The organism is Christiangramia pacifica (assembly GCF_057221535.1).
The window spans coordinates 715,680-741,459 of sequence record NZ_CM170146.1; the positions used below are offsets into that span (position 1 = coordinate 715,680).

A 25,780-nucleotide genomic window follows, 5' to 3' on the forward strand; every position below is an offset into this window, starting at 1 on the left:
GCTTTTTAGCTAAAACGGAACTTGCAAATTTAAAGAATGATTTTCAGCCCCCGAAAAAATAGGGAAGGCATTCTAGAAACCGAGGATGGTCTTGGCGAGAAAAAAGAAGATAAAGATCCCGAAAATATCATTACTGGTCGTGATAAAAGGCCCGGTGGCGATCGCCGGATCAATTCCCTGCTTATCCAAAATAATAGGAACGAAAGTCCCTATAAGTGCGGCTATGATGATCACGGTGAGTAAAGCCAGAGCAATGGTAAAACTTACGATCTGTGGCTGCCCCACAATATATCCGAATATAATGACCAGGGTTCCCAGGGCAACTCCATTGATCAAAGTAAGGCCAACTTCTTTGATAAGCCTGTTGAACAAGCTGCCTTTCAAATTATCATTTGCCAGACCCTGCACGATGATCGCGCTGGATTGAACTCCAACATTCCCGGCCATTGCGGCAATAAGCGGAGTAAAGAAAAACAGTTCCACGTAGTCTGAAAGTGCTTCATCAAAACTTTTCATTACATATACGGAACCTAATCCTCCAAAAAGTCCGAGGATCAACCAGGGTAAGCGTGCGCGAGTAAGTCTCCATATACTTGCATCTGCCTCTACATCTTCAGAGATACCGGCCGCCATCTGGTAATCCTTTTCAGCTTCTTCCTTAATAAAATCTACAATATCGTCGATGGTAATTCTACCTACAAGGCGATTCATTTCATCAACTACAGGAATGGCTTCAAGGTCATATTTCTGCATGATCCTGGCGACTTCCTCTCCTTCGGTATGCACATTTACAAAGTCTACCTGCGGAATATAAATATCGCTGATATTGGCGTTGCTGGAGGCGGTAAGCAGATCTTTTAAGGAAAGGCGACCTTTCAGCTTATTTTTATCATCTACCACGTAAATTGAATGAACACGGGTAACATTTTCAGCCTGTTTACGCATCTCTGCCATACAACCGGTCACACTCCAATTTTCATTGACTTTTACAAGCTCCTTCGCCATTAAACCACCGGCAGAATCTTCATCATAACGCAATAGCTCCACGATATCATCAGCGTGCTGCTCATCGGTCATTTCAGAAATTACATCCTGCTGTAATTCAAGGGAAAGTTCAGAGATGATATCTGCCGCGTCATCGGTATCCATCTCGCTAAGCTCAGAGGCGATCTCCTTCGGAGAAAGATTTTCAAGAATACGTTCTCTAACGCCTTCTTCCAGCTCCATAAGAGCCTCAGCAGTTTTTTCACTATCAAGAAGCTTTATCAGGTAGGTCGCTTCTTCAAGATTCAATTCAGTTAGAATTTCAGCAATATCCGCGTGGTGCACATCCTCGAGGTGCAGCAACAATTCCTCATCGTTCTTTTCTTCAATGAGGTACTGGATCTTATCTATTAATTCATCACTTATTTGAAACTGCATGCGGCTCAATTTTTTTTGTCAGTTCTATAAACTGCTGGAAACCGAGTTGTTCCGGCCGAAGCCCAAAGATAGCATCTTCCCTTAAATTATCAGGAAGATTAAGACTTTTTAAACTATTACGAAGGGTCTTTCTACGCTGGTTAAATGAAGTTTTAACGATCCTAAAAAACAATTTTTCATCACAGTCAAGGCTGAAATTTTCTTTTCTCTTCAACCTCAACACACCGCTGTCTACTTTTGGCGGCGGATTGAAAACTGAAGGTGGCACTGTAAACAAATATTCCGCTTCATAAAACGCCTGGGTAAGTACACTCAGGATCCCGTAAGTCTTATTACCTTCTTTTTCACAAATACGTTTGGCCACTTCTTTCTGAAACATCCCGGAAAATTCAGGGATCTGGTCTCTCATTTGAAGAACCTTAAACACGATCTGAGTGGAAATATTATAAGGGAAATTCCCTATTACAGCGAATTGCTCCTCTCTGAATATCTGGCCGAGATCATGTTTTAAAAAATCTTTCTCATGGATCCTTCCGCGCAGGTGCAGGTAATGACTTTCCAGGTATTCCACGCTCTCAGTATCGATCTCGATGACGTGAACTTCGGTATCCTTTTCCAGCAGATACTTGGTAAGCACGCCCATTCCCGGTCCTATTTCCAGCACTTTATCATAGCCTTGAAAACTTAGGGTGTCAGCGATCTTTGCCGCGATATTCTCATCGGTAAGGAAATGTTGTCCCAGATGTTTTTTTGCTCGTACATCAGATGAATTTCCCTGAGGAGCGCGGTTCTTATTTTTCATATTCGAATTTTAGAACAGGGATTACTGCTCGGTGATCACTTCCAGTTCGGTTCTAAAAGCTACGAATTTACCTTCAAAGGCCTTCGATTTTGAACGAAGTTCTTCCGCATTTTCTTCATAATATCGCTCCAGCATTTCCTTGCTCTCTGCGGTATACTGAACAGAATAGGTGATTCCTCCCATCGGCTCCTGCACCATCACTTTGGTCATAAGCGCCTTGGTGAACTTTTTCGTGTCCAGCATATCCGGGATATGCTCTTCTTTCATCCATTTTAACCAATCGTCATGAATATCTTCCTGTACGTTCAGGGTTACGTTATATATGATCATTACTGAAATTTTAGAATTTTGGAATTACTCTATGGCATCCCCGCGAAGCAATCGATATTTTTTACGCGCTTCAACAAAGTAAATACTGTCGGCAAAGTTAAAGATAATTTGCTCGTAAAGCGACTTTGCCTTTTCTGGATTCTCAAGCTGATTCGCATAGAGTTCGGCAAGAAAATAATGCGCGTTATCAGAAAGGATATCGTCATTAAAAGAATTGATGATCTCTAGATAATTTTTTTCGGCTTTTTCAAAATCCTGCTCTTTTTCATATAATTTCGCCTGACTCAATAGTGCCTCGTCTTCGATCTTCTCTCCTTTATGATTTACGAGAATCGAATCCAGGGCTTTGATGGCTTCAGGATTTCGCTTTTGAAAGGCGAGAAGGTCTGCCTTCGCATATTTCTTTAAAGCGGTTTGGGTAGAATCTTCCAGGGAATTATCACTGATAAGCAAACTAAGTTCCATCGCGTCATTGGCAATCAACTGTGAAGTAGAAGATTTTAAGATATCAAGCTGGGTTTTCGCCCATTTAAAATCGCCCTTATAGTAGCTTGTTTTTGCCACTTTAAAGCGGGCATCCTGTGAAATTACATCATTCTTTACCAGATTCTGGATCTGCGAATAATAGATAAGCGCTTCATTGAATTTCTCCTGAACCACAAGAATATCAGCCATGGCCATTTTCACTTTGGCCAGGTTAAAATTATCTGGAGTGATCTCGCCAGATTTTTTTAAAAGTTCTATCGCTGCTTCCTTTCTATCCTGGCGAAAGGCCATAAAGTTCGCGTAATCTATCTGAACGTCCAGCGTTTCAAGATTGTATCCATATTCTTCCAGAAGAGTTTTAAAATCTTCCTGAACTTTGGCCAGGCCATCTTTACCGGCAGTTTCCAATTCTATCTTCAGTAAAAAATGCCTTGCCTGAAGGTTGAATGTTCGAGATGGTGACTCTTCAATGGCGTAGGAAATGATCTCTTTGGCAGTATCATATTTTTCAGCTTCCCGGGCCAGAACGGCAAGATTTAAAATACCCTGCAAGGAATTTTCTCCTCTTTTAAAAATCGCTCTTTCCTGCGCGAAAGCTTTATCAAAATCCTTTTGCTGAATGAATAGCCAGCTCAGCATTTCATTATATAATAGTTGTGGCTCTTCCTGAAGTCTTTTCAGCAGAAGTTTTCTAAAGATAATATTGGCTTCAGACTGAGAATCATCGGTGATATAACGGTTGAACTCCCTATTGGCAATGCCATAGAACTTCATATCATCTTCAATAAGATCCAGGTAATTGCTGAACATTTCCTCGATCTTTCCCTGTTCACCATAAATACGCGCCAGCTGCAGGTTGTAATTCCTGTCTGAACTCATTTCCATCGCTCTTTCATAGGCTTTGGCAGCATAATCCAGTAAATTGTATTGTTCAAAACTCCTCGCTATGGAATAGGCATAATTTGGTCTTGCTTCAACAGACTGCAGCGCTTCATCATAAAAACGGGTAGCTTTCCCTTCGTCATTCTGAAGTTCAAAATTGTGACCTAATTCTATGAGAATAGCCGGATTATTGGCTGAGCGTCCAAGACGCTCCATGAGCAGTCTTTCGGCTACTTCAAAATTTTCCATTTGCTGGTTAGAAGAAACCAGACCATTGAAATAAACAGGGTTCGCAGGATTTTCTTTGTAAAGTTGCTGGTAGATCTTCAGGGCTTTTTCATATTCGCCCTGGTCAAAAAAGTTCTTTGCCAGCTGTTCACTTTGAGCATAAAGTCCACAACCGGCTAACCACCATAAAGCTATAAAAACAAAACAGCGCATATGTAAATATAAACATTTGCGCTGTTTTAATATGGTGATAGTGAGATTAATCTATGAGGTCGAAACCACAGTAAGGCACAAGTACTTCAGGTACTTTGATACCATTTTCGGTTTGATAGTTCTCCAGGATTCCTGCGAGCACTCTTGGTAATGCCAGCGCACTACCGTTAAGCGTATGAGCAAGTTCCTTGGTATTCTCTTTCGTTCTGTATCTTAATTTAAGCCTGTTGGCCTGGAAGTTCTCAAAATTGGAAACTGAACTGATCTCCAGCCAGCGATCCTGTGCTGTAGAAAATACCTCGAAATCATAGGTTAGCGCAGCGGTAAATCCAAGATCACCTCCGCACAGTCTCAAAATACGGTATGGTAATTTTAGTTCTTTCAGCAAACCTTTAATATGTTCTACCATGGTATCTAAGGCAGCGTAAGAATTCTCTGGAGTTTCCAATCTTACGATCTCCACTTTATCAAACTGGTGCAGCCTGTTGAGTCCGCGTACATGAGCACCGTAAGAACCGGCTTCTCTTCGAAAACATGGTGTATATCCTGTACAAAGCACCGGAAAATCCTTTTCCTCCATGAGGTTGTCACGGAACATATTCGTCACTGGAACCTCAGCCGTTGGGATCAGGTAAAGGTCATCGCCGGTCACGTGGTACATTTGCCCTTCTTTATCTGGCAACTGACCAGTTCCAAAACCGGAAGCTTCATTTACCAGTAAAGGCACCTGGAACTCGGTATAACCAGCTTCAGAAGCCTTATCCAGGAAATAAGTGATCAAAGCTCTTTGCAGCCTCGCTCCCTTTCCTTTATAAACAGGAAATCCTGCCCCGGTGATCTTATTTCCGAGGTCAAAATCTATAATATCATATTTCTTGGCCAGTTCCCAATGCGGAAGCGAACCTTCAGCCAGCACTGGAATATCACCTTCCTTGAAAACCTCTTCATTATCATCTTCACTCATTCCAGCCGGAACAGATTCGTGCGGGATATTTGGAATGGTAAAAAGCAGGTTCTGAAGTTCTGCGATCGTGGAATTAAGCTTTTCTGAAAGTTCTTTGGATTCTTCCTTCAGCTTACCGGTCTTTTCCTTGAGCATATTGGCCTTCTGATGCTCACCGTTCTTAAACATCATTCCAATTTCCTTGGACATTTTATTTGAGCTCGCAAGCGTGTCATCCAGTTTTGCCTGGGTAGACCTTCTGGTCTCATCCAGGGTTAAAACCTGTTCAAAGATATCTTCAGCATTAAAGTTCCTTTTTTTAAGGGCTTTAATATATTCTTCTTTATGTTCTGCAATATTTGAAACCTGTAACATAAGGCCGGGTTTTATTTACCGTTCATATTTTTTCTAAGCCGCAAATGTAACAAAAGCAGGCAAGATATTTACTCTGAATTGGAAGGAAGAATCCAGTCGTGGTGTTTAAAATGCTGCCACTTTTCTGCAGCCAGATCTACTTTAGGATCTATAAGCGGTTTGTATTCTCCACCGTTTACACTTATTTTACCTTCCACATAAACTTCCACCTCTTTGCCCTGCTCGGCGTATTCTTTTTCCAGACGTTGGGCAAACTGCCAGATCATATCTGGTTTGGTAGAGATGGATCGCAATTGTTTTCTGGAGAGGTAATTACTTTTATCTACGTAAATGGTGTCTGAAGTTCCTTTTTCAACTACTTTAAATGAAGCCCTTCCGCTTTTTCCCCGCAACATCATACGCCAGCTTAAACGGTGACCTTCTTCTGTCCAAAGCACATCATCCTGAAAGAACCAGTGCCTAAGAGGCAAGGAGATTTGAACGATGAACCAGACCGCCATGGCACCGACCAATATATTTCTATAGGAAGGCACGATGATCTCTCCTTTATCGTAGTATTCTTTCTTATTCCGCAGGAACCATTTATTGATCTTTTTGGAAGGGAAGAAGAAAATGCAAAAAGCCAGGGACATATAGGGGAAGATCCCTATATGGAATATAAAACTATTGAATAGATGGAAAAATATCGCGGCCAGAAAAATAGGCAAGCGTGTAGGTTTCCATAATAACAGCGGAATGATCAAAAGGTCAAATAGCAGTCCGAAATAAGCGATGGCATAACGTATCCAGCCCTGCTGAAGAAATTCTCCCACGAGCCAGTAATCGGCTTTGGAACGCATCAAAAGCGCTGGGAAACTACCATCCAGCCAATCAGGATACATTTTCGCAATTGAGGCATAGGTATACACGATCCAGAGTTGCAGCACGATGACTACCCAAACCCAGCGCGGCATCGATATTTTACTAATTTCGGGCCTAAATTTCGCATCCAGTGAAAACCAGCGATGGGCTGGCAGAAAGCTCATGATAAAGCACAATAACATCAATAAATAATAGTGGTTATTGTAAGATGATTTCTGCATCAGGTAAACCGCAGACCACATGATGCCATAACAGATAATACTCATCCGGTAACGGAATCCCAGCATCACGAAAATTCCGAATATTCCCATTACCCCGTAATACCAGAGCATCCCATTGCCCGGCAAGGGCTGTAAAAATTCGAAACCTATAAAATTGAAAGTAACCGATGGTTCTATAAGCGTTCTTCTAATCCAACCAGTCCAGATCGCTCCAAAAGCTTCTATGGCGATCAACAGACCAAAAAGCGCACGGAAAACCACCAGCGCAGAATTATCGACCTGTTTAAAAAGCCACCTGTTAAGCATGGTTATCTTTTAAATATTGTTTGGAAAATGCCTGGTCCTGCTTCATGGCAACTTTTAGATCGTCTACCGAAGCAAATTTCTTCTCGTCACGAATTCTCACCAGCATTTCTATTTCGATTTCCTTACCGTAAAGGTCTTTATCCAGATCAAAAAAGTAAGATTCAATGGTCTTTTCTTTTCCGCCCACAGTTGGATTGGTACCGATATTCATCATGCCGTGCACCGTTTCTCCGTCAATCTCTGTTCGCACCACGTAAACCCCGTTCTTCGGAATCAGTTTATAATCGTCAGCAATTTCAAGATTGGCGGTTGGAAATCCCAGATCTTTCCCGATACCACGACCTCTGACTATTTTGCCATTGAGCGTGAAGGGATGTTTCAAATACAAATTGGCTCTTTCTACCCTGCCCTCGAGCAAGGCAGTCCTGATCTTGGTTGAACTTACGGCGACCTGCTCCACATCCTGCTGGGTGATCTCTTCTACTTCAAAGCCGAAGTCTTCCCCAAATTGCTTCAGGTCATTGATATCTGCGGTACGGTTACGACCAAACCTGTGATCATAACCAATAATTATTTTCTTGGCCTTTAGCTTGTTCACGAGGATATCACGAACAAATTCCAGCGCAGTAAGCCTGGAAAACTGGTGCGTAAATGGATGGATCACGAGATGATCTATCCCGGTTTCCTCTAATAATCTTTTACGCTCCTCTATGGTATTGATCAGTTGGATGCCGCTTTCTTTTTGCAGCACCATCCTGGGATGCGGGAAAAAAGTAAGCACCACCGAATCCAGGTTGTTCGCACTGGCAGAATTCACGAGTCTTTCTATGATCTTTCTATGTCCTGCATGAACTCCGTCAAAAGTACCTATGGTCACTACCGTTTGGCGTTCACTTATGAATGAGTTTGCTCCTTTATGCTCTTTCAAATTCTGCTATTTTCCGTTAAATGAATTCATGGTATTGGAAACTCCCGCGGTTCCGAAAGATTGTATCAATTCAGCCGATTTCTTCAAACGCTCCGGCATTTCTTTTTCCTCTTCATCGCTCCATTCTCCCAATACATAATTCACCTGGTTCCCTTTCGAGAATTCATCGCTGATCCCGAACCTGAACCGGTTGTATTTGGTGGTATTGAGTTGCGCCTGGATATCTTTGAGACCGTTATGCCCACCATCGCTGCCTTTTGTTTTTAATCTTAAGGTTCCAAAGGGAAGGTTAAGATCATCGGTCACCACCAGTAGGTTTTCCAAAGCGATCTTTTCTTTTTGCATCCAGTAATTCACGGCTTTCCCGCTAAGGTTCATATAAGTGCTGGGCTTTAGCATCACGAAAGTTCTTCCTTTATGCTTAAAGCTGGCTACATCACCAAGTTTCTGGGTCTCAAAAGTCACTTCCTTTTCACGAGCCAGTTCGTCCAGGATCTTAAAACCAATGTTATGTCTGGTATTTTCGTATTTAGGGCCAATATTTCCCAGGCCAACGATCAAAAATTTCTTCATGGGATCTATTTTCTCCCCGGTCTCTTTCTTTCCTAAAATCCTTCCGAAGAATGAAAGCATCCAATTAGTGTTTTGGTAAAGATAAAATTAATCAGATACTTTTAAATCAGAAAGACGAAAACCGAAGTTTTAATTTCAATTTCTACCGCAATTTTCCTTCCGCAGAAAAAACGGCTGTAATAAAAAAAGCATTCCGAAATAGGAAAAACCTACCAAGGAATGCTTTTAGAATATATTTAAAGAAGTTTACTCTTTATCTTCTCCCTCTTTAACAGCTGCCTGATCATCAACTTCAGTTGCTGGTACTTCATCTGCTGCTACATCATCTTCATCCTCATCATCTTCAAGTTCAACGATGTTACGAGATGTTCTAACCTGGCAAATTACAGTGTTATCTGGATGCTGGATCACATAGTCTTTACTATCTACTCCAGTTACGTAAAGCTTCTGACCAATTTTAAGTTTAGTCACGTTCGCTACGATATAATCTGGAAGATCTCCTGGCAATCCTCTTACTTTTAGACGACGAAGGTTGTATCTTAAAACACCACCGTTCTTAACCCCTCTTGCAACACCTTCAGTGTGGATTGGGATTTCCATAGTAATTGGTCTGTCATCAAAGATCTGGTAGAAGTCGATATGCAGAATCGCATCACTTACCGGGTGAAACTGGATATCCTGAAGGATAGCATCGTAAGATTCACCACTTCCTAATTTGATTTTTACTGTGTGTACGTCTGGTGTATACACTAAGTTCTGGAATGATATTTCCTCTGCTGCAAAGTGTAGTGGATCACCTTCTACCCCGTACAATACGCAAGGAACCTGTCCAGCATTACGTAGAGCTTTCGTTGCCTTCTTGCCTACGCTTTCTCTTTTAGATCCGTTGATCGTAATTGATTTCATTATAAATGATTTAAGTTAACAAATGTCGTCAAGTTCAGGGGAACCGCCTTCATTTGCATAAAAATTTTCAGGCTGCAAAAGTATGTTTTTTTATTTATCTATAAAACCCTGAAGCTTAAAAAGTTCTGCGGAAGCAGGCTTTAGTTTTCTGAAGTGGTCAAAATTAATAATTCTACCTGAACATCTGTAGCTTAGCCAGCATTTTTCCGCCGAAAATCTGAACCGGGAAAGCATTATTTCACATAACCTTATCAACCAGACCCGCCGAATTTCAGTAAATTGAAGGTTCAACTATTTCAATCAACTGAAGCTACTTCCCATGGAAAACGATCAAGACCAGAAAACCTCCACCAAAAGGATCGCCGCCATTGACCTTGGAACCAATTCCTTTCATGCCGTAATCGTGGATATTTATCCAGACGGCAGTTTCAGGACCATCGATAAACTCAAGGAGATGGTGATCCTCGCAGAAAAAGGCATGGAAAACCACCTGAGCGAGGAAGCGATGCAACGTGGGCTAGATGCTTTAAAACGTATCAAATTCCTTTGCGACAGCCAGGAAGTGGAAGAAGTGCTTGCCTTTGCCACCAGCGCCATCAGGGAAGCCAAGAACGGCGGTGAACTCATTCAAAGAATACAGGATGAAATTGGCATCCAGGCACGGGCGATCCCGGGTAAAATGGAAGCTGAACTCATTGGTTACGCAGTAAGGCACAGCATTGCCATGAGCGAGGAAATGGTATTGATGGTGGATATTGGCGGTGGCAGCGTGGAATTTATCGTGGGGAACAACCAGGAATTTCTTTACCATAAAAGCCTGAAACTCGGGGTGGCGAGAATGGCGGCGAAATTCGTCAAGAATGACCCTATTTCCAAAGACGAGATCAAAAACCTGCGGAAACACTATAAAAAGGAACTGAAAGAGATCAAAAAGATCCTGAAAGAACACGAGGTAAAGACCATGATAGGCTCTTCCGGAACCATGGAAAACATCGGGGCGATGGTGGCGAGCAGAAATTCGCATACCGCCAACCTCAGCCTGAACGAACTCAGTTTCCCGGCTTCAGAATTCAAGGAACTTTATAAGGATTTTATTCAGCTGGACCGGAAAAAGCGCAAAAAGATCAGCGAGCTGGATGAAAAAAGGATCGATATCATCAACCCGGGAATGGTGCTGGTAAAATATATTCTGAAAAAGTTTGATATCGAGACCATTAAAATTTCTGAAGCTGCTTTAAGAGATGGGATGATCCTGAACTTTATCAAGCAGGAACGCCCAAAACTGGATATGGTGGCAAGCTTTCCCGAACCGCGAAAAAGAAGCATCCATGAATTGCTGAGAAAGACCAACTGGCTGGAAGCACATTCCCGACATGTAGCCACGATGGCGCTTCAGCTTTTTGATGAATTCCAAGAAGAACTGGAACTGGAAGATACAGATCGCGAATTGCTGGAATATGCCGCACTTCTGCACGATATCGGCTATTATATTTCGTATCGTAAACACCATAAACACGCCCTTTACCTCATCATACATTCAGACCTGCGCGGGTTTACCGAAGATGAGATCAATATCATGGCCAATGTGGCGAGGTATCACCGCAGGTCGCTTCCGAAGAAAAAACATTTTTTATATAAAAAACTGGAAAAACCAATGCGGAAAAAAGTGAAAAGACTTTCCGGGTTATTACGGGTAGCAGACGGACTGGACCGCAGTCATTACCAGAACGTGGAACGACTGGAAATTAAGAACAGCAACGAAAAAGTGTATTTTTACCTAAGCACGATGGGCGATCCCGAACTAGAGATCTGGGGAGCAGAGCAGAAATCGAAACTATTTCAAAAAGTGACCGGTAAAAAACTGGAGATCTACGCTGTGAACAAAAATGAACGTGAGCGCAGCCAGAATCTTACCGGCAATAAAGTTTCTTAAATATCAGGTTTGCTGAAAACAACTTCAGCAAATGGGATTACATAATGAATTTAGAACTGATAGACTCATTGTCCTGAACGCGCTTCATCACATCGGCAAATAGTTCAGCACAGCTTACTACTTTGATCTTACGGCTTTCCTGTCTTAGAGGGATAGAATCTGTCACGATCAATTCCTGCAGTTTGGACTTTTCAATACGGTCATAGGCTTCGCCAGATAGTACCGGGTGCGTACAGATAGCGCGAACACTTTTGGCTCCGCGTTCCATCATAAGATCGGCAGCCTTGGTAAGCGTTCCGGCAGTATCTACCATATCATCTACCAATACCACGTTCTTCCCGGTAACATCCCCAATAAGTTCCATATGCGAGATCACATTGGCCTTGGCGCGTTGCTTGTAACAGATCACCACGTCGCTTTCCAGCGCTTTGGAATAGGCATAAGCTCTTTTTGAACCACCCATATCTGGTGAAGCAATGGTGAGGTTATCCAGGCCAAGTTCTTTAAGATATGGCAGGAATACGGTGCTGGCATACAGGTGATCTACCGGCTTTTCAAAGAATCCCTGGATCTGGTCTGCATGCAGGTCCATCGTAATGATACGTGTGGCCCCGGCAGTTTCCAGGATGCTGGCGATCATCTTTGCGGCGATAGGCACACGAGGTTTGTCTTTACGATCCTGTCTTGCCCATCCAAAATAAGGCATCACGGCGGTAATATGGCGGGCAGAAGCTCTTTTTGCCGCATCCAGCATAAGCAGCATCTCCATAAGGTGATCGCTTCCCGGATGGGTGGAACCAATGATAAAAACGCGGGAACCTCTAACCGACTCTTCAAAGGAAGGCTGGAATTCACCATCGCTGTAGGTGGAGGTGATCACGTTCCCAAGTTTGGATCCATAAAATTCAGCGATCTTTTCAGCGAGTTCCCGGCTTTGGGTACAATTAAAGATCTTAGCTTCTGTTGCAGGCATGTTGTGTTGTTTTTGTTGTGTGTTTGTTATCGTTGCCTGCAAATTTAAAAATTTATCCTTGCGAAAAGAGAATAAAACTCACTGCTTACGAAGAAAGCTGGATTAAATAAGGGAAAGCCCTTAGAAATAGAAAATTGACAGGCTTAAGGGTTAGATTAAAATGAAAACTGTAGTTTTATAAAAACTCGTATTATCCCGGAACATACCCTTCTAAAAGTGTATTTTCCTATTTATATAACGAGTTGTAACGCATAAATTATTTGAGATTTGAACATACAATCTTTAAACCGACTGATTAAAATTCTAGTAATTTTTTCTACAATAATTTTCTCTGGTTGTATAGAGGAAAAAACTATAGAAAGAAAAATTAGTACTCCGAATTCTGAAAAAATTGATTCAACTAAAAAACTTGAAATTTCAGGTGTATGGAACTTGAATAATAAAGTTTACAGTAAAGAACTCTCTCTTTCCGAAAATAATACTTGGAAAAGAATCACTTTAACTGATGAACTTGATACTATAATTGAAAAAGGAAAATTCACGGTTGCAAAAGATAGTGCTGTGTTTTTTAGACATTTTGGGACTCAACATTGGCCAAATAATGACACTATAAATGATTATCAAACTTCACTAGGAGCATTCGTATTATTTCTTACCGAAAATGGTGATTTAAAAGATAATCAAGAAGATTATGATCAAACTTATGTGAAGGTAAATTAACGCGTTACAACAACGGTTCATCGCCAATAAGCGGCACCGTTAGATAGAAAATAATTAACTTGACCAACAAACCAATACTAAGCCGACTAATCCGCGTCCCCTACTCCGCCAACTGGCGATAACCGAGACCGTTGTACTTCATTATTTTACGAGCAAATCCATAAAAATTATATCTTTAGAAAAACTCATTTCTAATGATAAACTTCTTTAGAAAACTTCGTCAACAACTAATTGTTGAAAATAGGTTTAGTAAATATCTTATTTACGCATTAGGTGAGATTGTATTAGTCGTAATTGGAATTTTGATGGCACTTCAAATTAACAATTGGAATGAAAATAGAAAAGATTTAGCACGTGCTCACCATGTTTTAACTAATTTAAGTGAGGAAATTAGACAGGATTCAATCTACTTTGATAATGTGTACAATGCTGAAAAAGATATTTTTTTAAATGGTGCTGAAGTATTATTTAACTTACATTCAAGTAAATTAAACTCTAAAGAAATAGATTCTTTAGTTGGAACTTCATTTAGACATGCGTGTTTTACTCCGGCTATAAAGTCTTTAAATAGTGCGTTTAACGAACTCATGGCCTCTAACTTACTATCTCATATAGAATCGGAGGATCTAAAATATAATTTGAAAGAATATTACGGACAGATTGATTTCCTTAAAAGATATTCTGAACAATCTTACCAACTAAGCAATGACCTTATTTATGAACTATCTCAGTATTATGAAGTAATTCCATTACAGGTAAACAATACAAGGGGGATATCCAATTTCTCTGGAGCGGCAGAAAGCCATTTTACTGCTACGTATGATTTAAAATCTTTTAGGAGTAATAAAAGTTTAAATCCGAAACTATATGACATGATTGATATTCATAAAGACAGGTTGGGTGGATTAGAAATCTTGCAAAATTTATCGATAAAAATTCAAGAGGAAATTCTCATAGAATTAAAGAAAAAATAACGAAGCACAACAGCGGTTCATCTCAAATTACGGGTAATTGAAGAAAAAGTGTAATTTTAGAAACCAGGAAAGAAAACGGTAATCCGACAAGTCCGCGTCCCTACTCCCGCAACTTGTGATAACCGCAAACCGTTGTGCAAAATTTTAAACAATGAAATACCTTCTGATTTTTACATCTATTTTAATGATGAAATTATGCTCATCTCAAGAAATTAGTAAAGTCAATTTAAAGGGAAAATGGATATTAACTGAAAAAAATAATTCTCTAAATAATTTGGATACAAAACTGTCCGAAAATGGAAAAGAAGAAATAGATAATAAAGAAAATCAGTTTGTTACTTCTTTGATATTTAAAGAAAATGATTCTTTGATTTTAAATCAAATGGGACAAGAATATCGAACAAAATTTGAACTAAAAGACTCAATTTTAATTTTAGGAAATAGGAAATATCACATTATTGAAGTCGATCAAAATAATTTGTACCTAAAAGATGACTCTGAACTAATACCGACAGAATATCTATATAACAAACAAAATTAAAAATGAAGGTTTACGGTAAATGCAAAAATTGCAAAAATGAAGTATCCTATCGAACTGAGGCAAATACTAGAGTAGAATTTGCTATGAGAGATGGAGAAATTAAAAATTTAGAATGCAAAAATTGTAAGAATTCTAATGAATTTCATATTGATCAGTTATATGCAAAACCTTCAAAATCTGCTCAACTGATTGCTGGTTTAATTTTTTTGATTGGTACACCTTTAACCTGGATTTTAATTAATCCCGTTTTTGAATCAAGTCGCAATCATTATGTGATTTATATTATTGGTGGATTTCTCCTTATTCCTGTTTTTGCATTTGCAGTATTAAATAAACAAGATCAAAGAAGAGTAAGCGAATTTAATAGAAGAAAATTAAAAGGTAGAGTTCATAATTTGGGATAAAAACTTTGCACAACAGCGGTTAATCTCAAATTCCGGGTATTTAGGAAAAAGTGTAATTTTAGTGACCAAACAATAAAACGGTAATCCGACAAATCCATATCCCTTACTCCGCCAACTGGCGATAACCGAGACCGTTACATCCAAGTTTTTATGAGAAATTTTCTACTTCTAATCTTTCTATTTTCTATTTCAGAATCCATAATTGGTCAAAATCTAGAAGGAATTTGGATGTCTTACAATGACAAAATCATAAATAAAAACGAAGGGCAATCAAGTAACATTGAGGGTGTAATTATAAATTTTGATCAAAATGAAATAAGTCAAATCGCATCCGACACTTCATATCAAATTAGAATTAATCAAAATGAAAGTTTTATCGAGAGTGAATTTGCTAATCTAAATTCGAAGTATAAACTATATCAAACAGATTCCCTAGAAATTGAAATTGCTTCAAATACAAATTCAGTTTTTCATCCACTAAATCTTAATTACACAATAAATTCTACAAGAGAGAAAATTGAGAATTTAATTGTTGGAGATTGCTGGAGAATTCTAAACGATTCGATCAAAACAAAATTTCTAAATAATATTCATCCGATTAGTGATCCGAATGGAAAGATCAAAATATTAGAAACAATTTGGAACCAAAGCAGACCATTGGTTGGAAATTGGTTTATCGGAGAAATCAAAAACAACTTCTTTCTTTTCCTGACAATAGAAGATACAACTGAAAGAAATATCTATCAGATTATATCTGTAGAAAAAGATAAAATTGATTTGATTCCAATGCAGGAACATCATTACAAGCTAAGAGAAATAAAAACCTGTATGTAACAACGGTTCATCGCCAATAGCCGGCACCGTTAGTAAGAAAATAATTAACTTGACCAACAAACCAATACTAAGCCGACAAATCCGCGTCCCCTACTCCGCCAACTGGCGATAACCGAGACCGTTGTATACAATGCTTTTAAAATTTCTAGTTATGAGAAAATTTCTGACTTTTTTTCTATTAATATTCTGTACTTCTAATTTAGTTCTGGGGCAAAACAAGGAAGAAGAGTATATATTAACCAAAGAAGATAACGCAAAATGGTTTAAGCAATTGAGAAAAGAAAAATTGAATTTTGATATAATAAAAGAACGCATTGATTCAGACCAAGAAGTTTTTTATTCGCCTAAAAAAGATTTAAAAGGGAATACCTATATCAAAAAGGGATTTGTTGAAAAATCAAATCTAAGACCGCTTTACATTTTCACAACCGAAAATATTGATTTTATCGAATCAGATAATTCTCAATTTATTCTTCCAGATAATCCATCTAAGAAATTAGTAAAAAAAATAAAAAAGCTAAAAATAGGAAAACATATTAGTGGAATATCTACACTTAATAGCAATACTGCTCGTGCCTTATTTGGTGACAAAGCTCAAATAGGAGTGATTAAAATAAAATTAACTAAAGAAAGATTTTTAAGAAGATTAAAAAGAGTAGAATAAAAATTCTGCTTCAGCACTGTATACAACAACGGTTCATCGCCAATAAGCGGCAACGTTAGAAAGAAAATAATTAACTTGACCAACAAACCAATACTAAGCCGACAAATCCGCGTCCCTTACTCCGCCAACTGGCGATAATCGAGACCGTTGTGAGCAATTTGAAAAAATCGCGATGAAATTTAAAATATTACTTTTTTTTACAATAATATCGAGCGGAATTTATGCTCAAAATGACAGTATCCAAAAAGAACGATACGAAGTCATAAAAGCAATTTACAAAAACGGAAAACCGACTTTGGATAAGAATTTTCTGCAATATATGGGAATTGGAGTTCTGATAAGCAATTCGGAAGTGATTGACAATCTACTAGGACATTGTATCGATATGAACGAAAGAGAAACTTACTCATTTTCTGAAATTGTTACGCCCAATGAAATTTCAAAAATGCGTGACCAAATTTATTGGTTCTCACAATACCGAACCATTGACTCAACAATGTTGACTGACAATTTTACTATTGTGGATGACTGTGAAAATATAAGACCTGCTATAACTTTACCTTTAGTTTATAACGATAAAGCAATTGTCTATCTTAATAACAAACGTAATGAAGAACAATTACTTGTGTTAATAAAGGAAAATGATGAATGGATAGTTCGTTGTCGAAAGAATATATATGTGAGATTTGATGACTGACAAAAAACTGCATACCACAACGGTTAATCGCCAATAGCCGGCAGCGTTAGAAAGAAAATAATTAACTTGACTAACGAACCAATACTAAGCCGACAAATCCGCGTCCCTTACTCCGCCAACTGGCGATAACCGAGACCGTTAGAGGCAATAATTTCAAACATATGAGAATTACATATTTTTTTATTTTATTATTTGTATTAAGTTATTCAACTCAACAAAAGGGATTTGAAGAATATGATGATCTACTATATAAAGGACTAATTGAATATAAAGACCAAGAATATAAAAGCGCTTTGGATCATTTAGAACAAGCTATAGCAGTTTTACCTAAAGAAGATGAACAATCATATTTCTACGCTGCTGCAGCAGCATTTCATTTAAAAAAAGATGAAAAAGCTATTGATTTACTGAAATCAGCTTTACAGAACACTTATGTAAATAAAGATTATTTCAACAGTTTTAAGGAGTTCAATCCATTCCGAAATAAAGAAATTTTCAAAGAATTAGATGAGAATTTTTCCAGACACACTCAACATTTTTATTCCAATTTAGAAAATCCCGAGATTTTCAAAGAACTTGATAGTTTATTAGATGCTGATCAAAAAGTTCGCAAAGATGGAAGTTCTAAAGAAGAAATGATGAAAATTGATTCAACAAATATTGTGCGCCTGATGGAAATTACTAAAGAATATGGATGGCAAGAAAAAGGTCAATTATTACTATGGCACCAAAGAGGAACCCACAATGAAAAAAATTGGATTTGGGATTATTTTAGACCATTCATAAATAAAGAAATTGAAAATGGCAAAATCAGAAAAAGCTTCTGGATTCGATATGAAGAATTTCTAAATGTAAGGAATAAGAAATATCAACTTTACGGCATGTATCCTCATAATTATGATATGATTCCCTTAAAAGACCCAAAGAATGTTGACAAAAGAAGAGATTCAATAGGTTTACCACCTTTATGGGTAATGAAAAAAGTTTATGATTGGCCTTTACCAGATAATTACGAAAAAATTACATCCTCTAACAACGGTTAATCGCCAATAGCCGGCACCGCTAAAAAGAAAATAATTAAATTGAGCAACGAATCAATACCAAGCCGACAAATCCGCGTCCCTTACTCCGCCAACTGGCGATAACCGAGACCGTTGTAAGAAATTTTTAAATGAAGTGAAATTATTCAAAAGCTATCCGAATTTAAGCCGACTACTTCTTTTTGTGGTCTTAGTTCTTATAGCCCTTTTCCTTCCTGACTTCATTTATCCTTCTAAAGAAATCAAAGATATATTTCCATTTGTAGGATTAATATTAATTATTCTGGCAAATTGGACATTGTACAGAACTGAAAATAAAAATCTTAATGAACTCGGATTCAATTTTAAAATTCAAAACTTAATATTCTGGATAATAGGTTTGTTACTTGGAATCTCAGCTGTACTTATTGGTTACTATTTAAGATCTTTTCTTACAGGAGATAAAATTATCCTCAATGAGAATTTCAGTATTTATGATATTCTAAAACAACTTTATTGGATTCTACCGACTGCTGCAACGCAAGAATTTATAGTTAGAAGTTATGGCTATAAAAAACTGATTTCAACTTACAATTTAAAAATAGCTAATATTATAGCTATTCTCATTTTTATCTCATTGCATAATGTGTTCAATATTGGGATATTTGGAGCAATCTTTTATTCAATTTCCATAATAATTGGTCACTTTGTTTTCGCAAATGCGCTTTTAAGATCAGGAACCATTTTATTTGCTATTGGAATACATTGGGGTAGTAATGTTGCTAACAACCAGCTATTTACAGATGATAAAATTTCTACTTCAATTCTATTTTTAGAGAAAGCTTTACAAGAAGAACCTTCAGGATTTAATCCACTTGGAATATTACTTTATATAATTACATTGAATATTGGATTCATTTTGCTATGGATCTTTCTTGTAAGATGGAGAAAACCTAAAAAAATTCAACAATAAAAACTACTTACAACAACGGCTCATCGCCAATAAGCGGCACCGTTAGAAAGAAAACAATTAACTTGACCAACAAACCAATATTAAGCCGACAAAGTCGCGTCCCTTACTCCGCCAACCATTGTAAAACATTTTGAAAAAGACAATCAGTATAATATCGTTTTTATTAATTCTCTCTTGTTCCTCTGAAAAAGAGAAGATTGAAAAAAGCACTGATATGATCTATTTAAGCGGAATTATAGAAAACTATATGTTTGAATGTACTGATGCTAATCAATTAGAAGTACATACTAAAGCTAACTACAATCCAATTGACTCTACAATGACTTTTTTTGTCGGAAAATCAAAATCAGACTTTATTAAGAAGTGGAATATTCCTTTGGACAAAGTGTATCTTAATTTAGAAAACATAAGTTCGACATCTGACCTTTGGCGTTCTTTAGAAATCATAGGAATTAAACACGTTTCAGTAATCAACTATATTCACAAAGAAAACTCAGAAGTTAAACTGACTAAATCGTTCAATATTTATTTATTTGATTGGTGTGATGAGAAAAAACAAGAGAACTTTATAAGTGCATTAAAACGAATAACTGAATTGAGTAAATTGAAATAACCAAAACGATTTACAGCAACGGTTCATCGCCAATAAGCGGCACCGTTAGAAAGAAAATAATTAACTTCACCAACAAACCAATACTAAGCCGACAAATTCGCGTTCCCTACTCCGCCAACTGGCGATAACCGTAACCGCCGTTCTATGCAATTATAAAAATTGAGATTTGAGAAAATTATTTTTTATCCTAATCCTTCTATTAAATGTAGCCCTGGTAATAGCACAAAGGTCTGATTCAGGGAAAGTTTTAATAAAAAACATAAAACTTATTGATGGAACTGGAGGTCCAATTCAAAATAACACAACTGTTTTAATTGAAAATGGAATATTTAAGAAGGTTTTCAATTCCTCGGATTTCAAAATACCAAAAGGTGTAAGGATTATAGACGGTAAAGGAAAAACCATGATTCCTGGTTTAGTTGGTGTTCATAATCATCTTCATATTCCCGGTAATCCTTTTCTGGGGGAAATTGCAACTAAATTATATTTAGCCTCTGGTGTTACAACTATTCAAACCTGCGGAGCAGCTTCACCTAGCAAGGAAATAGAAATTGCAAGAAAGATAGAAACAGGCGAAATTTTAGGACCTGAAATTATTCCTAGTGGACCTTATATTACTGGTAAAGGTGGAAATCCGAACATGATAATTCCTCAAAATGAAGATCAATTAAGAGATACTATCAAATTCTGGACAGCTAAAGGCGCCAAGTGGTTTAAGGTATATAGAAATATAGAACCTGAATTCCTTAAAATAGTAATCGACGAAGCTCACAAAAATAAATTAAAGGTTACGGGGCATCTTTGTTCCATTACATTCAAAGAAGCTTCAGAAATGGGTATAGATGCTATTGAACATGGGTTAAATAGTGTTTCAGACTTTAGAGGTGATAAAGAGGTTGGTAAATGTTCTGGTTCGAGAGAATATATAGATGAATTAGATCTAGATTCGGAAGAAGTCGAAGACCTACTCGATAATTTAGTAGAAAATGAAACTGTTCTAACTTCAACTCTGAGTATTTATGAAGCAAGTATTCCTTCAAGAAGTTTCATCGATGAGCGTAGTGCAGAAATAATGTCAGAGTCATTTCGTAATAACTTCAAAAATATAAGCAATAGTTCAAATAAAGAGGTAGGCAAAACCAGAGAAAAACGTTTAAAGCGAATAATGGAATTTGAGTATCAATTCTATAAACAGGGAGGAATACTTTCAGCAGGTGTAGATGCAGGCCGGCATGTTTTACCAGGATTCGGGGACCAAAGAAATTTCATACTATTAAAAGAAGCTGGTTTTACAACGCAGGAAGTAATAAACATAATGACTAAAAATGGAGCTATAAAATTAGGAAGGACAGATATTGGAACAATAGAAACTGGGAAAAGAGCCGATTTAATAATCTTAGATGGAGATCTGGAGTTTGACGAAAACGCTATTAAAAAAATCTACAAAATTTATAAAAATGGTTTTAGCTACGATCCAGATTCATTACTAAAAGGTCTAAAGGGAAAATACGGAAATTTATAACTGCATAAACAACGGTTCATCGCCAATAAGCGGCAGCGTTAGACAGAAAATAATTAACTTGATAAACAAACCAATACTAAGCCGACAAATCCGCGTCCTATACTCCGCCAACTGGCGATAAATTAGACCGTTGGCGAATTTTTTATATGAAAATCTTATATTCCATTTTCCTATTTCTTTTAATAATTAATTCTCCTATCAATGAAGAGAATTCTGCTATCGGAACTTGGTATAATTGTAGTAAGAATGGCAATTATGCGGAATTTAAAATTACTAAAAATTATCTTTTAGTCACTTATTCAAGCCGGAGAGAAGTTTGGATTTATAAATGTAAGATTGAAAACAATTCTTTAATTATTAGTGATATAGAAAATGAGCCTCCTCCACTTATAAATCCTGATACTTTAATTATTCAAACTATAAGCGATCAAAATATTTCACTTAGGAGTACTTATACCGGAGATCTAGTTAAACTACAAAAAGCTGAATTTGAAATAGAACCGATTGATTCTTTAAATCTCCAAAAGTGGAAGAAAAACGTGCTGTTAGATTTTGAGAAAAGAATACAACTAAAAAATTGTAAAGATTTAAGAACCGAAAGTGAGAAACAAATTCAAGTCATAGACATGGATTCATTGGAAACTGAAAAAAATCCGATTTATATAATTGATAAGAAAACCGGTAAAAAAGACACAATATACTTTTAAAACATTCGCCAACATCGGTTCATCGCAAATAGCGGGTATTGCCGAAAAAGTGTAATTTTAGAAACCAACTAATAAAAAGGTAAGCCGACAAATCCGCGTCCCTTACTCCGCCAGTTGGCGATAACCGGGACCGTTGTATAAAATTTTTAGAAAGTTCGAACTTCGAAAGAAAAAGTACTACAAAGAATTATCCATATACACTTTCCCATCTTTCATTACGAAAATTACATTTTCGATAGAATTCATAAATTCATTTTCTATGTCGCCTTGAATTGCAACAATATCTGCAAATGCTCCAGTTTTTAGAACACCTATTTCCTTTTCTTTTTCAAGAGCACTAGCTGAAAGGTAGGTAGCAGACTGAAGTATATCTAAAGGTTTCATTCCAGCTTCGTAATAAGTTCTAAACATGTCTTTAGAAGAAACACCTCGAGAAACCCCAATATCTGTATAGTTATCTGAACCAGCTACAATTGTAACACCTATTTTAATCGCTTTCATCAATCTCTCTTTCATATTAGACATGTAATCGTCAATCCAAGATAGTTCCTCTGGATTAGAACCTTCAATTTCATAATAACGATTCATATAAGTTCTACTATTTTCAGTCGGAACTAGAAAAACTTTTTTTTCTGCCATTAAACCTAAAGTGGAATCAGCCAGGAAAAATCCATGTTCAATTCCATCAACACCCGCTTTAACAGCCTCCCAAGCAGATCTATTACTAACGGAGTGAGCTGTAACCGTCAAACCATATTCATGTGCAGTTTCAGTAATAGATCGCATTTCATCACTTGTTAATCTTGTATTATTCGGTAAGTTGTCTGCGCAAATTTTTATTACATCAACGCCTTGATTAATATGTTCTCGCACAGCATTAATAGCATCATTCGGACTTTCAATTATGCGGTATTCGAAGTCTACAATTTCCTCGTGCTCACTCTGTACTCCATAAATTTGTCCCCCAGGACCAGACATAATTTGCCCTGCGGCAAAAATACGGGGACCTTCAATAGTACCTTCATTAATCGCATCTCTTATAGCGATATCAAGAAATTGTCCGGAATTCCCGAGATCTTTAATCGAGGTAATTCCTACATCAAGATATGACTTAGCTCTAGCAGATCCTCTTAGAGTTCTTAAAGATTGATTTTCAAGAATTAGTGTGCTAATACTATGTTCTGCAAAATCTTTTTTGGGAGATTGATCAAATAGAACGTGTGTATGAGCATCAATAAAACCAGGAAGTACTAAGTAACCGGAAAGATCAATAGTTTTAGAATTTTCAGGAATTTTTATATTACTCCCAACATTCAGAATTTTATTTCCTTTTACATGAATTATCTTATCCTTTGAAATAGTATTTTGTTGACTATCATAAACTGAGCCTGCAATAATAAATACTTCATCATTTTGAGCTAAAGAATCAGAAAATGAAAAAACTGTTATAATTAATGATAAAACATAAATTTTAGCCATGACAGTATTTAATTATTTCAAAAGATTTCAGGTAGATAATAAATAAAGGTAAAAAACTTTGTAAAACAACGGTTAATCGCCAATAAGCGGCACCGTTAGTAAGAAAATAATTAACTTGACCAACAACCAAATACCAAGCCGACAATTCCGCGTCCCTTAATCCGCCAACTGGCGATAACCGAGACCGTTGGCGAAATATTTTATTTTGATTAGATTTGACAAACAAAGACACCAGAGAAATATTGATTATGCATTGCGATATCGAAATGTAAACTCTAAGGTGAGGAATTAGATTAAAGTTATTTAAAACTTTTTTCTTCTAAACATTTATATCTTTATATAATTAACCCTTTATAGATGCTCTCGCCCTCACTTCTTATAGTTGATATTATTACTTTTATGAAATATGACTTAACAAAGCTCATACACAAGTGAATATGTCTGGTGTCTTTTTAGATAAACTTTTAATTGAAAATACAAGGAAAAGATTTGATCAAATAGAGAATTTGACAGAGTTTGTTTCCTTGCTAAATTACCTTGAACTTAGGGCTTTTAAAGATCGTCAGAAGCCATTAACCGTACCGCATCTTTATTACCTTTCAAAAACCAAAAGGGAATAGGTATGAAGAGTTTAAAATTCCAAAAAAAAGCGGAAAATATAGAAAAATTAAATCGCCAGATGTTAGACTGAAAAGAGTTCAAAGTCTATTAAACATTCTATTACAAATAGTTTTTGAAGGTCAATCCAACTACTCAACAAATGGATTTCTTTTTGGAAAAGATATTAAAAGAAATGCATTACCTCATATCAATAAAAATTACTTGTTGAATATCGATATTGAAGATTTTTTCCCTTCCATCCCATTCAGACGAATTAAAACAGTTTTGGAACTTTCACCTTTTGATCTAGTTGATAATCGGGAAACAATAGGATTTTTAATAGCAAATTTAGGAACTTATAAAAACAGTCTTCCTCAAGGAGCTCCTACTAGTCCAATATTATCAAATATTGTTACTCAAAAGTTAGACAGGAAGGTTGTTCTTTACTGTAAAGAAAAAAGATTAAAATATACCAGATATGCTGATGATTTAAGTTTTTCATCAAACTGGAACGTATTCGATTCAAATGTTATAGAAGAAATTGAAACAATTATTGAATCAGAAAACTTCAAAGTAAATCCTAACAAAACCCGAGTTAGAAATTTTATGCAAAGGCAGGAGGTTACGGGTTTAATTGTAAATACAAAATTGAATGTAAAGAGAGAGTATTTGCAAAAAGTTAGAGCTATGATAAATAATTGGGAAAAAGGAGGACTCTCATTTGCTATTTCCCAATTCAAAAAACACCAACCAGTTGAAAAGATAAACTATAACTTTAAAGAAGTTCTTCTTGGACACTTATCTTTTCTGAAACTAATAAAAGGTAAAAATAACTCAGTAGTTCAAGATCTTCAAATTAGATACAACTTCCTAGCCAATCTTCTAGATTACAGTTTTATTGAAGAAGATAATGTGCGATTAAAAATCGAAGAAGATAATGAGAAAATGGAGAGAATAGCCTCTGAAAATGATCAAAATAAAAAAGACACATTTATATCATTTTGTACATCTGCTTTTCATCAAATAGAAAATTTACTGAATTTCTATTATTGGAAAAAATTTCCAGATATTGATGATTTGAAAGATTTCATGTGGCATAATAATCCTGGTTTTCGAGATAGATTTAAAAAATTAAAAAAACTTAACAAAGAAGATAGACTAAGGCAACTTAACAATTTTAAAACTGTTCGAAGTTTTGATATAAATACACTAGTTTACTTATTTGAAAAGGAATTTTATTTTGATCAGCACATATCATATAAGAGGAAGATTACTCATTTAAGAGAGATTAGAAATGATGAATCACATCGCTGTACAATTTTAGATACGGATGAAAAACTAATCAAGGATAGATATGAAAAAATTCAAAAGGAGAAAGAAGTAAAAAAGAAAGATGGAAAACAATTCAAACTATCAGCAGCCCAGAAAAAGGATGAAATGAACTATTTAACTTGGAAATATATTCAAGACAAAAATTATAAGAATGTGAGAAATGTTCTTCGAATGGTAAGAGATAACATAAAAAATACTTTGCCTAACATCGGTTCATCGCAAATAACGGAATCTCCTCAAAAAATTCTAATTTTAGAGACCATAGAAGAAAATAGCTAATCCGACAACTCAGCGTCCCTACTCCCGCAACTTGCGATAA

General features: G+C 36.7%; 25 protein-coding genes. 14 read left to right on the forward strand and 11 right to left on the reverse strand.

Annotated features, from left to right (window positions below):
• Positions 1-72 precede the first annotated feature (72 nt).
• The 9 genes from mgtE to AC2S94_RS03410 all read right to left on the reverse strand — a co-directional run bounded on the left by mgtE (position 73) and on the right by AC2S94_RS03410 (position 9,476).
• On the reverse strand, positions 73-1,422 hold the full coding sequence (gene mgtE, locus AC2S94_RS03370) for a magnesium transporter (RefSeq protein WP_484630100.1): 1,350 nt from the start codon (positions 1,420-1,422) through the stop codon (positions 73-75).
• The gene (rsmA, locus tag AC2S94_RS03375; protein WP_484630101.1) at positions 1,403-2,224 is read right to left on the reverse strand and encodes a 16S rRNA (adenine(1518)-N(6)/adenine(1519)-N(6))-dimethyltransferase RsmA; all 822 of its coding nucleotides are present in this window, start codon (positions 2,222-2,224) and stop codon (positions 1,403-1,405) included. The genes mgtE and rsmA overlap by 20 nt, the downstream gene beginning before the upstream one ends.
• Positions 2,225-2,245: 21 nt before the next feature.
• On the reverse strand, positions 2,246-2,554 hold the full coding sequence (locus AC2S94_RS03380) for a DUF4286 family protein (protein WP_484630102.1): 309 nt from the start codon (positions 2,552-2,554) through the stop codon (positions 2,246-2,248).
• 24 nt (positions 2,555-2,578) lie between these two features.
• Complete coding sequence (locus AC2S94_RS03385) at positions 2,579-4,363, reverse strand: tetratricopeptide repeat protein (protein WP_484630103.1); 1,785 nt, start codon at positions 4,361-4,363, stop codon at positions 2,579-2,581.
• Between the two features lie 46 nt (positions 4,364-4,409).
• Positions 4,410-5,681 carry a serine--tRNA ligase gene (gene serS, locus AC2S94_RS03390; RefSeq protein WP_484630104.1) on the reverse strand — a complete coding sequence of 424 codons (1,272 nt, stop codon included), beginning with the start codon at positions 5,679-5,681 and terminating at the stop codon, positions 4,410-4,412.
• A gap of 68 nt (positions 5,682-5,749) precedes the next feature.
• The gene (locus tag AC2S94_RS03395) at positions 5,750-7,069 is read right to left on the reverse strand and encodes an HTTM domain-containing protein (RefSeq protein WP_484630105.1); all 1,320 of its coding nucleotides are present in this window, start codon (positions 7,067-7,069) and stop codon (positions 5,750-5,752) included.
• Positions 7,062-7,997 (reverse strand): bifunctional riboflavin kinase/FAD synthetase, encoded by a 936-nt coding sequence (locus AC2S94_RS03400; RefSeq protein ID WP_484630106.1) that lies wholly within the window; start codon positions 7,995-7,997, stop codon positions 7,062-7,064. Before AC2S94_RS03400 ends, AC2S94_RS03395 begins: the two co-directional genes overlap by 8 nt.
• Before the next feature lie 6 nt (positions 7,998-8,003).
• Positions 8,004-8,630, reverse strand: coding sequence for an aminoacyl-tRNA hydrolase (gene pth, locus AC2S94_RS03405; RefSeq protein ID WP_484630107.1), 627 nt, complete (start codon positions 8,628-8,630; stop codon positions 8,004-8,006).
• A 186-nt stretch (positions 8,631-8,816) separates the two neighbouring features.
• Positions 8,817-9,476 carry a 50S ribosomal protein L25/general stress protein Ctc gene (locus tag AC2S94_RS03410; RefSeq protein WP_484630108.1) on the reverse strand — a complete coding sequence of 220 codons (660 nt, stop codon included), beginning with the start codon at positions 9,474-9,476 and terminating at the stop codon, positions 8,817-8,819.
• A gap of 319 nt (positions 9,477-9,795) precedes the next feature.
• Here AC2S94_RS03410 and AC2S94_RS03415 point away from each other — a divergent pair, with 319 nt between their 5' ends.
• A complete protein-coding gene (locus AC2S94_RS03415; protein ID WP_484630109.1) occupies positions 9,796-11,409 on the forward strand; it encodes a Ppx/GppA phosphatase family protein in 1,614 nt (537 codons plus the stop codon).
• A gap of 37 nt (positions 11,410-11,446) precedes the next feature.
• On the opposite strand, the gene AC2S94_RS03420 is transcribed toward AC2S94_RS03415, so the two are convergent.
• On the reverse strand, positions 11,447-12,382 hold the full coding sequence (locus AC2S94_RS03420; protein ID WP_484630110.1) for a ribose-phosphate pyrophosphokinase: 936 nt from the start codon (positions 12,380-12,382) through the stop codon (positions 11,447-11,449).
• Between the two features lie 267 nt (positions 12,383-12,649).
• Here AC2S94_RS03420 and AC2S94_RS03425 point away from each other — a divergent pair, with 267 nt between their 5' ends.
• The 12 genes from AC2S94_RS03425 (at position 12,650) to AC2S94_RS03480 (ending at position 22,050) form a co-directional block, all read left to right on the forward strand.
• Complete coding sequence (locus AC2S94_RS03425) at positions 12,650-13,102, forward strand: hypothetical protein (RefSeq protein WP_484630111.1); 453 nt, start codon at positions 12,650-12,652, stop codon at positions 13,100-13,102.
• Between the two features lie 194 nt (positions 13,103-13,296).
• Entirely contained in the window at positions 13,297-14,076 is a 780-nt protein-coding gene (locus tag AC2S94_RS03430) for a DUF6090 family protein (RefSeq protein ID WP_484630112.1), read from the forward strand.
• Positions 14,077-14,227: 151 nt separating this feature from the next.
• Positions 14,228-14,617 carry a hypothetical protein gene (locus AC2S94_RS03435; protein ID WP_484630113.1) on the forward strand — a complete coding sequence of 130 codons (390 nt, stop codon included), beginning with the start codon at positions 14,228-14,230 and terminating at the stop codon, positions 14,615-14,617.
• A 2-nt stretch (positions 14,618-14,619) separates the two neighbouring features.
• Entirely contained in the window at positions 14,620-15,021 is a 402-nt protein-coding gene (locus AC2S94_RS03440) for a hypothetical protein (RefSeq protein ID WP_484630114.1), read from the forward strand.
• Positions 15,022-15,171: 150 nt separating this feature from the next.
• A complete protein-coding gene (locus tag AC2S94_RS03445; RefSeq protein WP_484630115.1) occupies positions 15,172-15,855 on the forward strand; it encodes a hypothetical protein in 684 nt (227 codons plus the stop codon).
• A gap of 151 nt (positions 15,856-16,006) precedes the next feature.
• On the forward strand, positions 16,007-16,519 hold the full coding sequence (locus tag AC2S94_RS03450) for a hypothetical protein (protein WP_484630116.1): 513 nt from the start codon (positions 16,007-16,009) through the stop codon (positions 16,517-16,519).
• Positions 16,520-16,691: 172 nt separating this feature from the next.
• Positions 16,692-17,216: a hypothetical protein gene (locus AC2S94_RS03455; protein ID WP_484630117.1), complete on the forward strand. Its 525-nt coding sequence runs from the start codon at positions 16,692-16,694 to the stop codon at positions 17,214-17,216.
• Between the two features lie 161 nt (positions 17,217-17,377).
• The gene (locus AC2S94_RS03460) at positions 17,378-18,259 is read left to right on the forward strand and encodes a hypothetical protein (RefSeq protein ID WP_484630118.1); all 882 of its coding nucleotides are present in this window, start codon (positions 17,378-17,380) and stop codon (positions 18,257-18,259) included.
• Positions 18,260-18,392: 133 nt separating this feature from the next.
• Positions 18,393-19,208, forward strand: coding sequence for a CPBP family glutamic-type intramembrane protease (locus tag AC2S94_RS03465; protein WP_484630119.1), 816 nt, complete (start codon positions 18,393-18,395; stop codon positions 19,206-19,208).
• A gap of 130 nt (positions 19,209-19,338) precedes the next feature.
• Positions 19,339-19,821 carry a hypothetical protein gene (locus AC2S94_RS03470; protein ID WP_484630120.1) on the forward strand — a complete coding sequence of 161 codons (483 nt, stop codon included), beginning with the start codon at positions 19,339-19,341 and terminating at the stop codon, positions 19,819-19,821.
• A gap of 166 nt (positions 19,822-19,987) precedes the next feature.
• Positions 19,988-21,343, forward strand: coding sequence for an amidohydrolase family protein (locus AC2S94_RS03475; RefSeq protein WP_484630121.1), 1,356 nt, complete (start codon positions 19,988-19,990; stop codon positions 21,341-21,343).
• Between the two features lie 146 nt (positions 21,344-21,489).
• Positions 21,490-22,050 carry a hypothetical protein gene (locus AC2S94_RS03480; protein ID WP_484630122.1) on the forward strand — a complete coding sequence of 187 codons (561 nt, stop codon included), beginning with the start codon at positions 21,490-21,492 and terminating at the stop codon, positions 22,048-22,050.
• Positions 22,051-22,227: 177 nt separating this feature from the next.
• Here the strand turns inward: AC2S94_RS03480 and AC2S94_RS03485 are convergent, their stop codons facing one another.
• Positions 22,228-23,529 (reverse strand): metal-dependent hydrolase family protein, encoded by a 1,302-nt coding sequence (locus AC2S94_RS03485; protein ID WP_484630123.1) that lies wholly within the window; start codon positions 23,527-23,529, stop codon positions 22,228-22,230.
• Positions 23,530-24,165: 636 nt separating this feature from the next.
• Between AC2S94_RS03485 and AC2S94_RS03490 the strand changes: the two genes are divergently transcribed.
• The gene (locus AC2S94_RS03490; protein ID WP_484630895.1) at positions 24,166-25,740 is read left to right on the forward strand and encodes a reverse transcriptase family protein; all 1,575 of its coding nucleotides are present in this window, start codon (positions 24,166-24,168) and stop codon (positions 25,738-25,740) included.
• Positions 25,741-25,780 lie beyond the last annotated feature (40 nt).

Bases quoted from the DNA above. Each gene is read 5' to 3' on its own strand.
- mgtE (WP_484630100.1), bottom strand. From the start codon at position 1,422: ATGCAGTTTCAAATAAGTGATGAATTAATAGATAAGATCCAGTACCTC.
- rsmA (WP_484630101.1), bottom strand. From the start codon at position 2,224: ATGAAAAATAAGAACCGCGCTCCTCAGGGAAATTCATCTGATGTACGA.
- AC2S94_RS03380 (WP_484630102.1), bottom strand. From the start codon at position 2,554: ATGATCATATATAACGTAACCCTGAACGTACAGGAAGATATTCATGAC.
- AC2S94_RS03385 (WP_484630103.1), bottom strand. From the start codon at position 4,363: ATGCGCTGTTTTGTTTTTATAGCTTTATGGTGGTTAGCCGGTTGTGGA.
- serS (WP_484630104.1), bottom strand. From the start codon at position 5,681: ATGTTACAGGTTTCAAATATTGCAGAACATAAAGAAGAATATATTAAA.
- AC2S94_RS03395 (WP_484630105.1), bottom strand. From the start codon at position 7,069: ATGCTTAACAGGTGGCTTTTTAAACAGGTCGATAATTCTGCGCTGGTG.
- pth (WP_484630107.1), bottom strand. From the start codon at position 8,630: ATGCTTTCATTCTTCGGAAGGATTTTAGGAAAGAAAGAGACCGGGGAG.
- AC2S94_RS03410 (WP_484630108.1), bottom strand. From the start codon at position 9,476: ATGAAATCAATTACGATCAACGGATCTAAAAGAGAAAGCGTAGGCAAG.
- AC2S94_RS03415 (WP_484630109.1), top strand. From the start codon at position 9,796: ATGGAAAACGATCAAGACCAGAAAACCTCCACCAAAAGGATCGCCGCC.
- AC2S94_RS03420 (WP_484630110.1), bottom strand. From the start codon at position 12,382: ATGCCTGCAACAGAAGCTAAGATCTTTAATTGTACCCAAAGCCGGGAA.
- AC2S94_RS03430 (WP_484630112.1), top strand. From the start codon at position 13,297: ATGATAAACTTCTTTAGAAAACTTCGTCAACAACTAATTGTTGAAAAT.
- AC2S94_RS03435 (WP_484630113.1), top strand. From the start codon at position 14,228: ATGAAATACCTTCTGATTTTTACATCTATTTTAATGATGAAATTATGC.
- AC2S94_RS03440 (WP_484630114.1), top strand. From the start codon at position 14,620: ATGAAGGTTTACGGTAAATGCAAAAATTGCAAAAATGAAGTATCCTAT.
- AC2S94_RS03445 (WP_484630115.1), top strand. From the start codon at position 15,172: ATGAGAAATTTTCTACTTCTAATCTTTCTATTTTCTATTTCAGAATCC.
- AC2S94_RS03450 (WP_484630116.1), top strand. From the start codon at position 16,007: ATGAGAAAATTTCTGACTTTTTTTCTATTAATATTCTGTACTTCTAAT.
- AC2S94_RS03455 (WP_484630117.1), top strand. From the start codon at position 16,692: ATGAAATTTAAAATATTACTTTTTTTTACAATAATATCGAGCGGAATT.
- AC2S94_RS03460 (WP_484630118.1), top strand. From the start codon at position 17,378: ATGAGAATTACATATTTTTTTATTTTATTATTTGTATTAAGTTATTCA.
- AC2S94_RS03480 (WP_484630122.1), top strand. From the start codon at position 21,490: ATGAAAATCTTATATTCCATTTTCCTATTTCTTTTAATAATTAATTCT.
- AC2S94_RS03485 (WP_484630123.1), bottom strand. From the start codon at position 23,529: ATGGCTAAAATTTATGTTTTATCATTAATTATAACAGTTTTTTCATTT.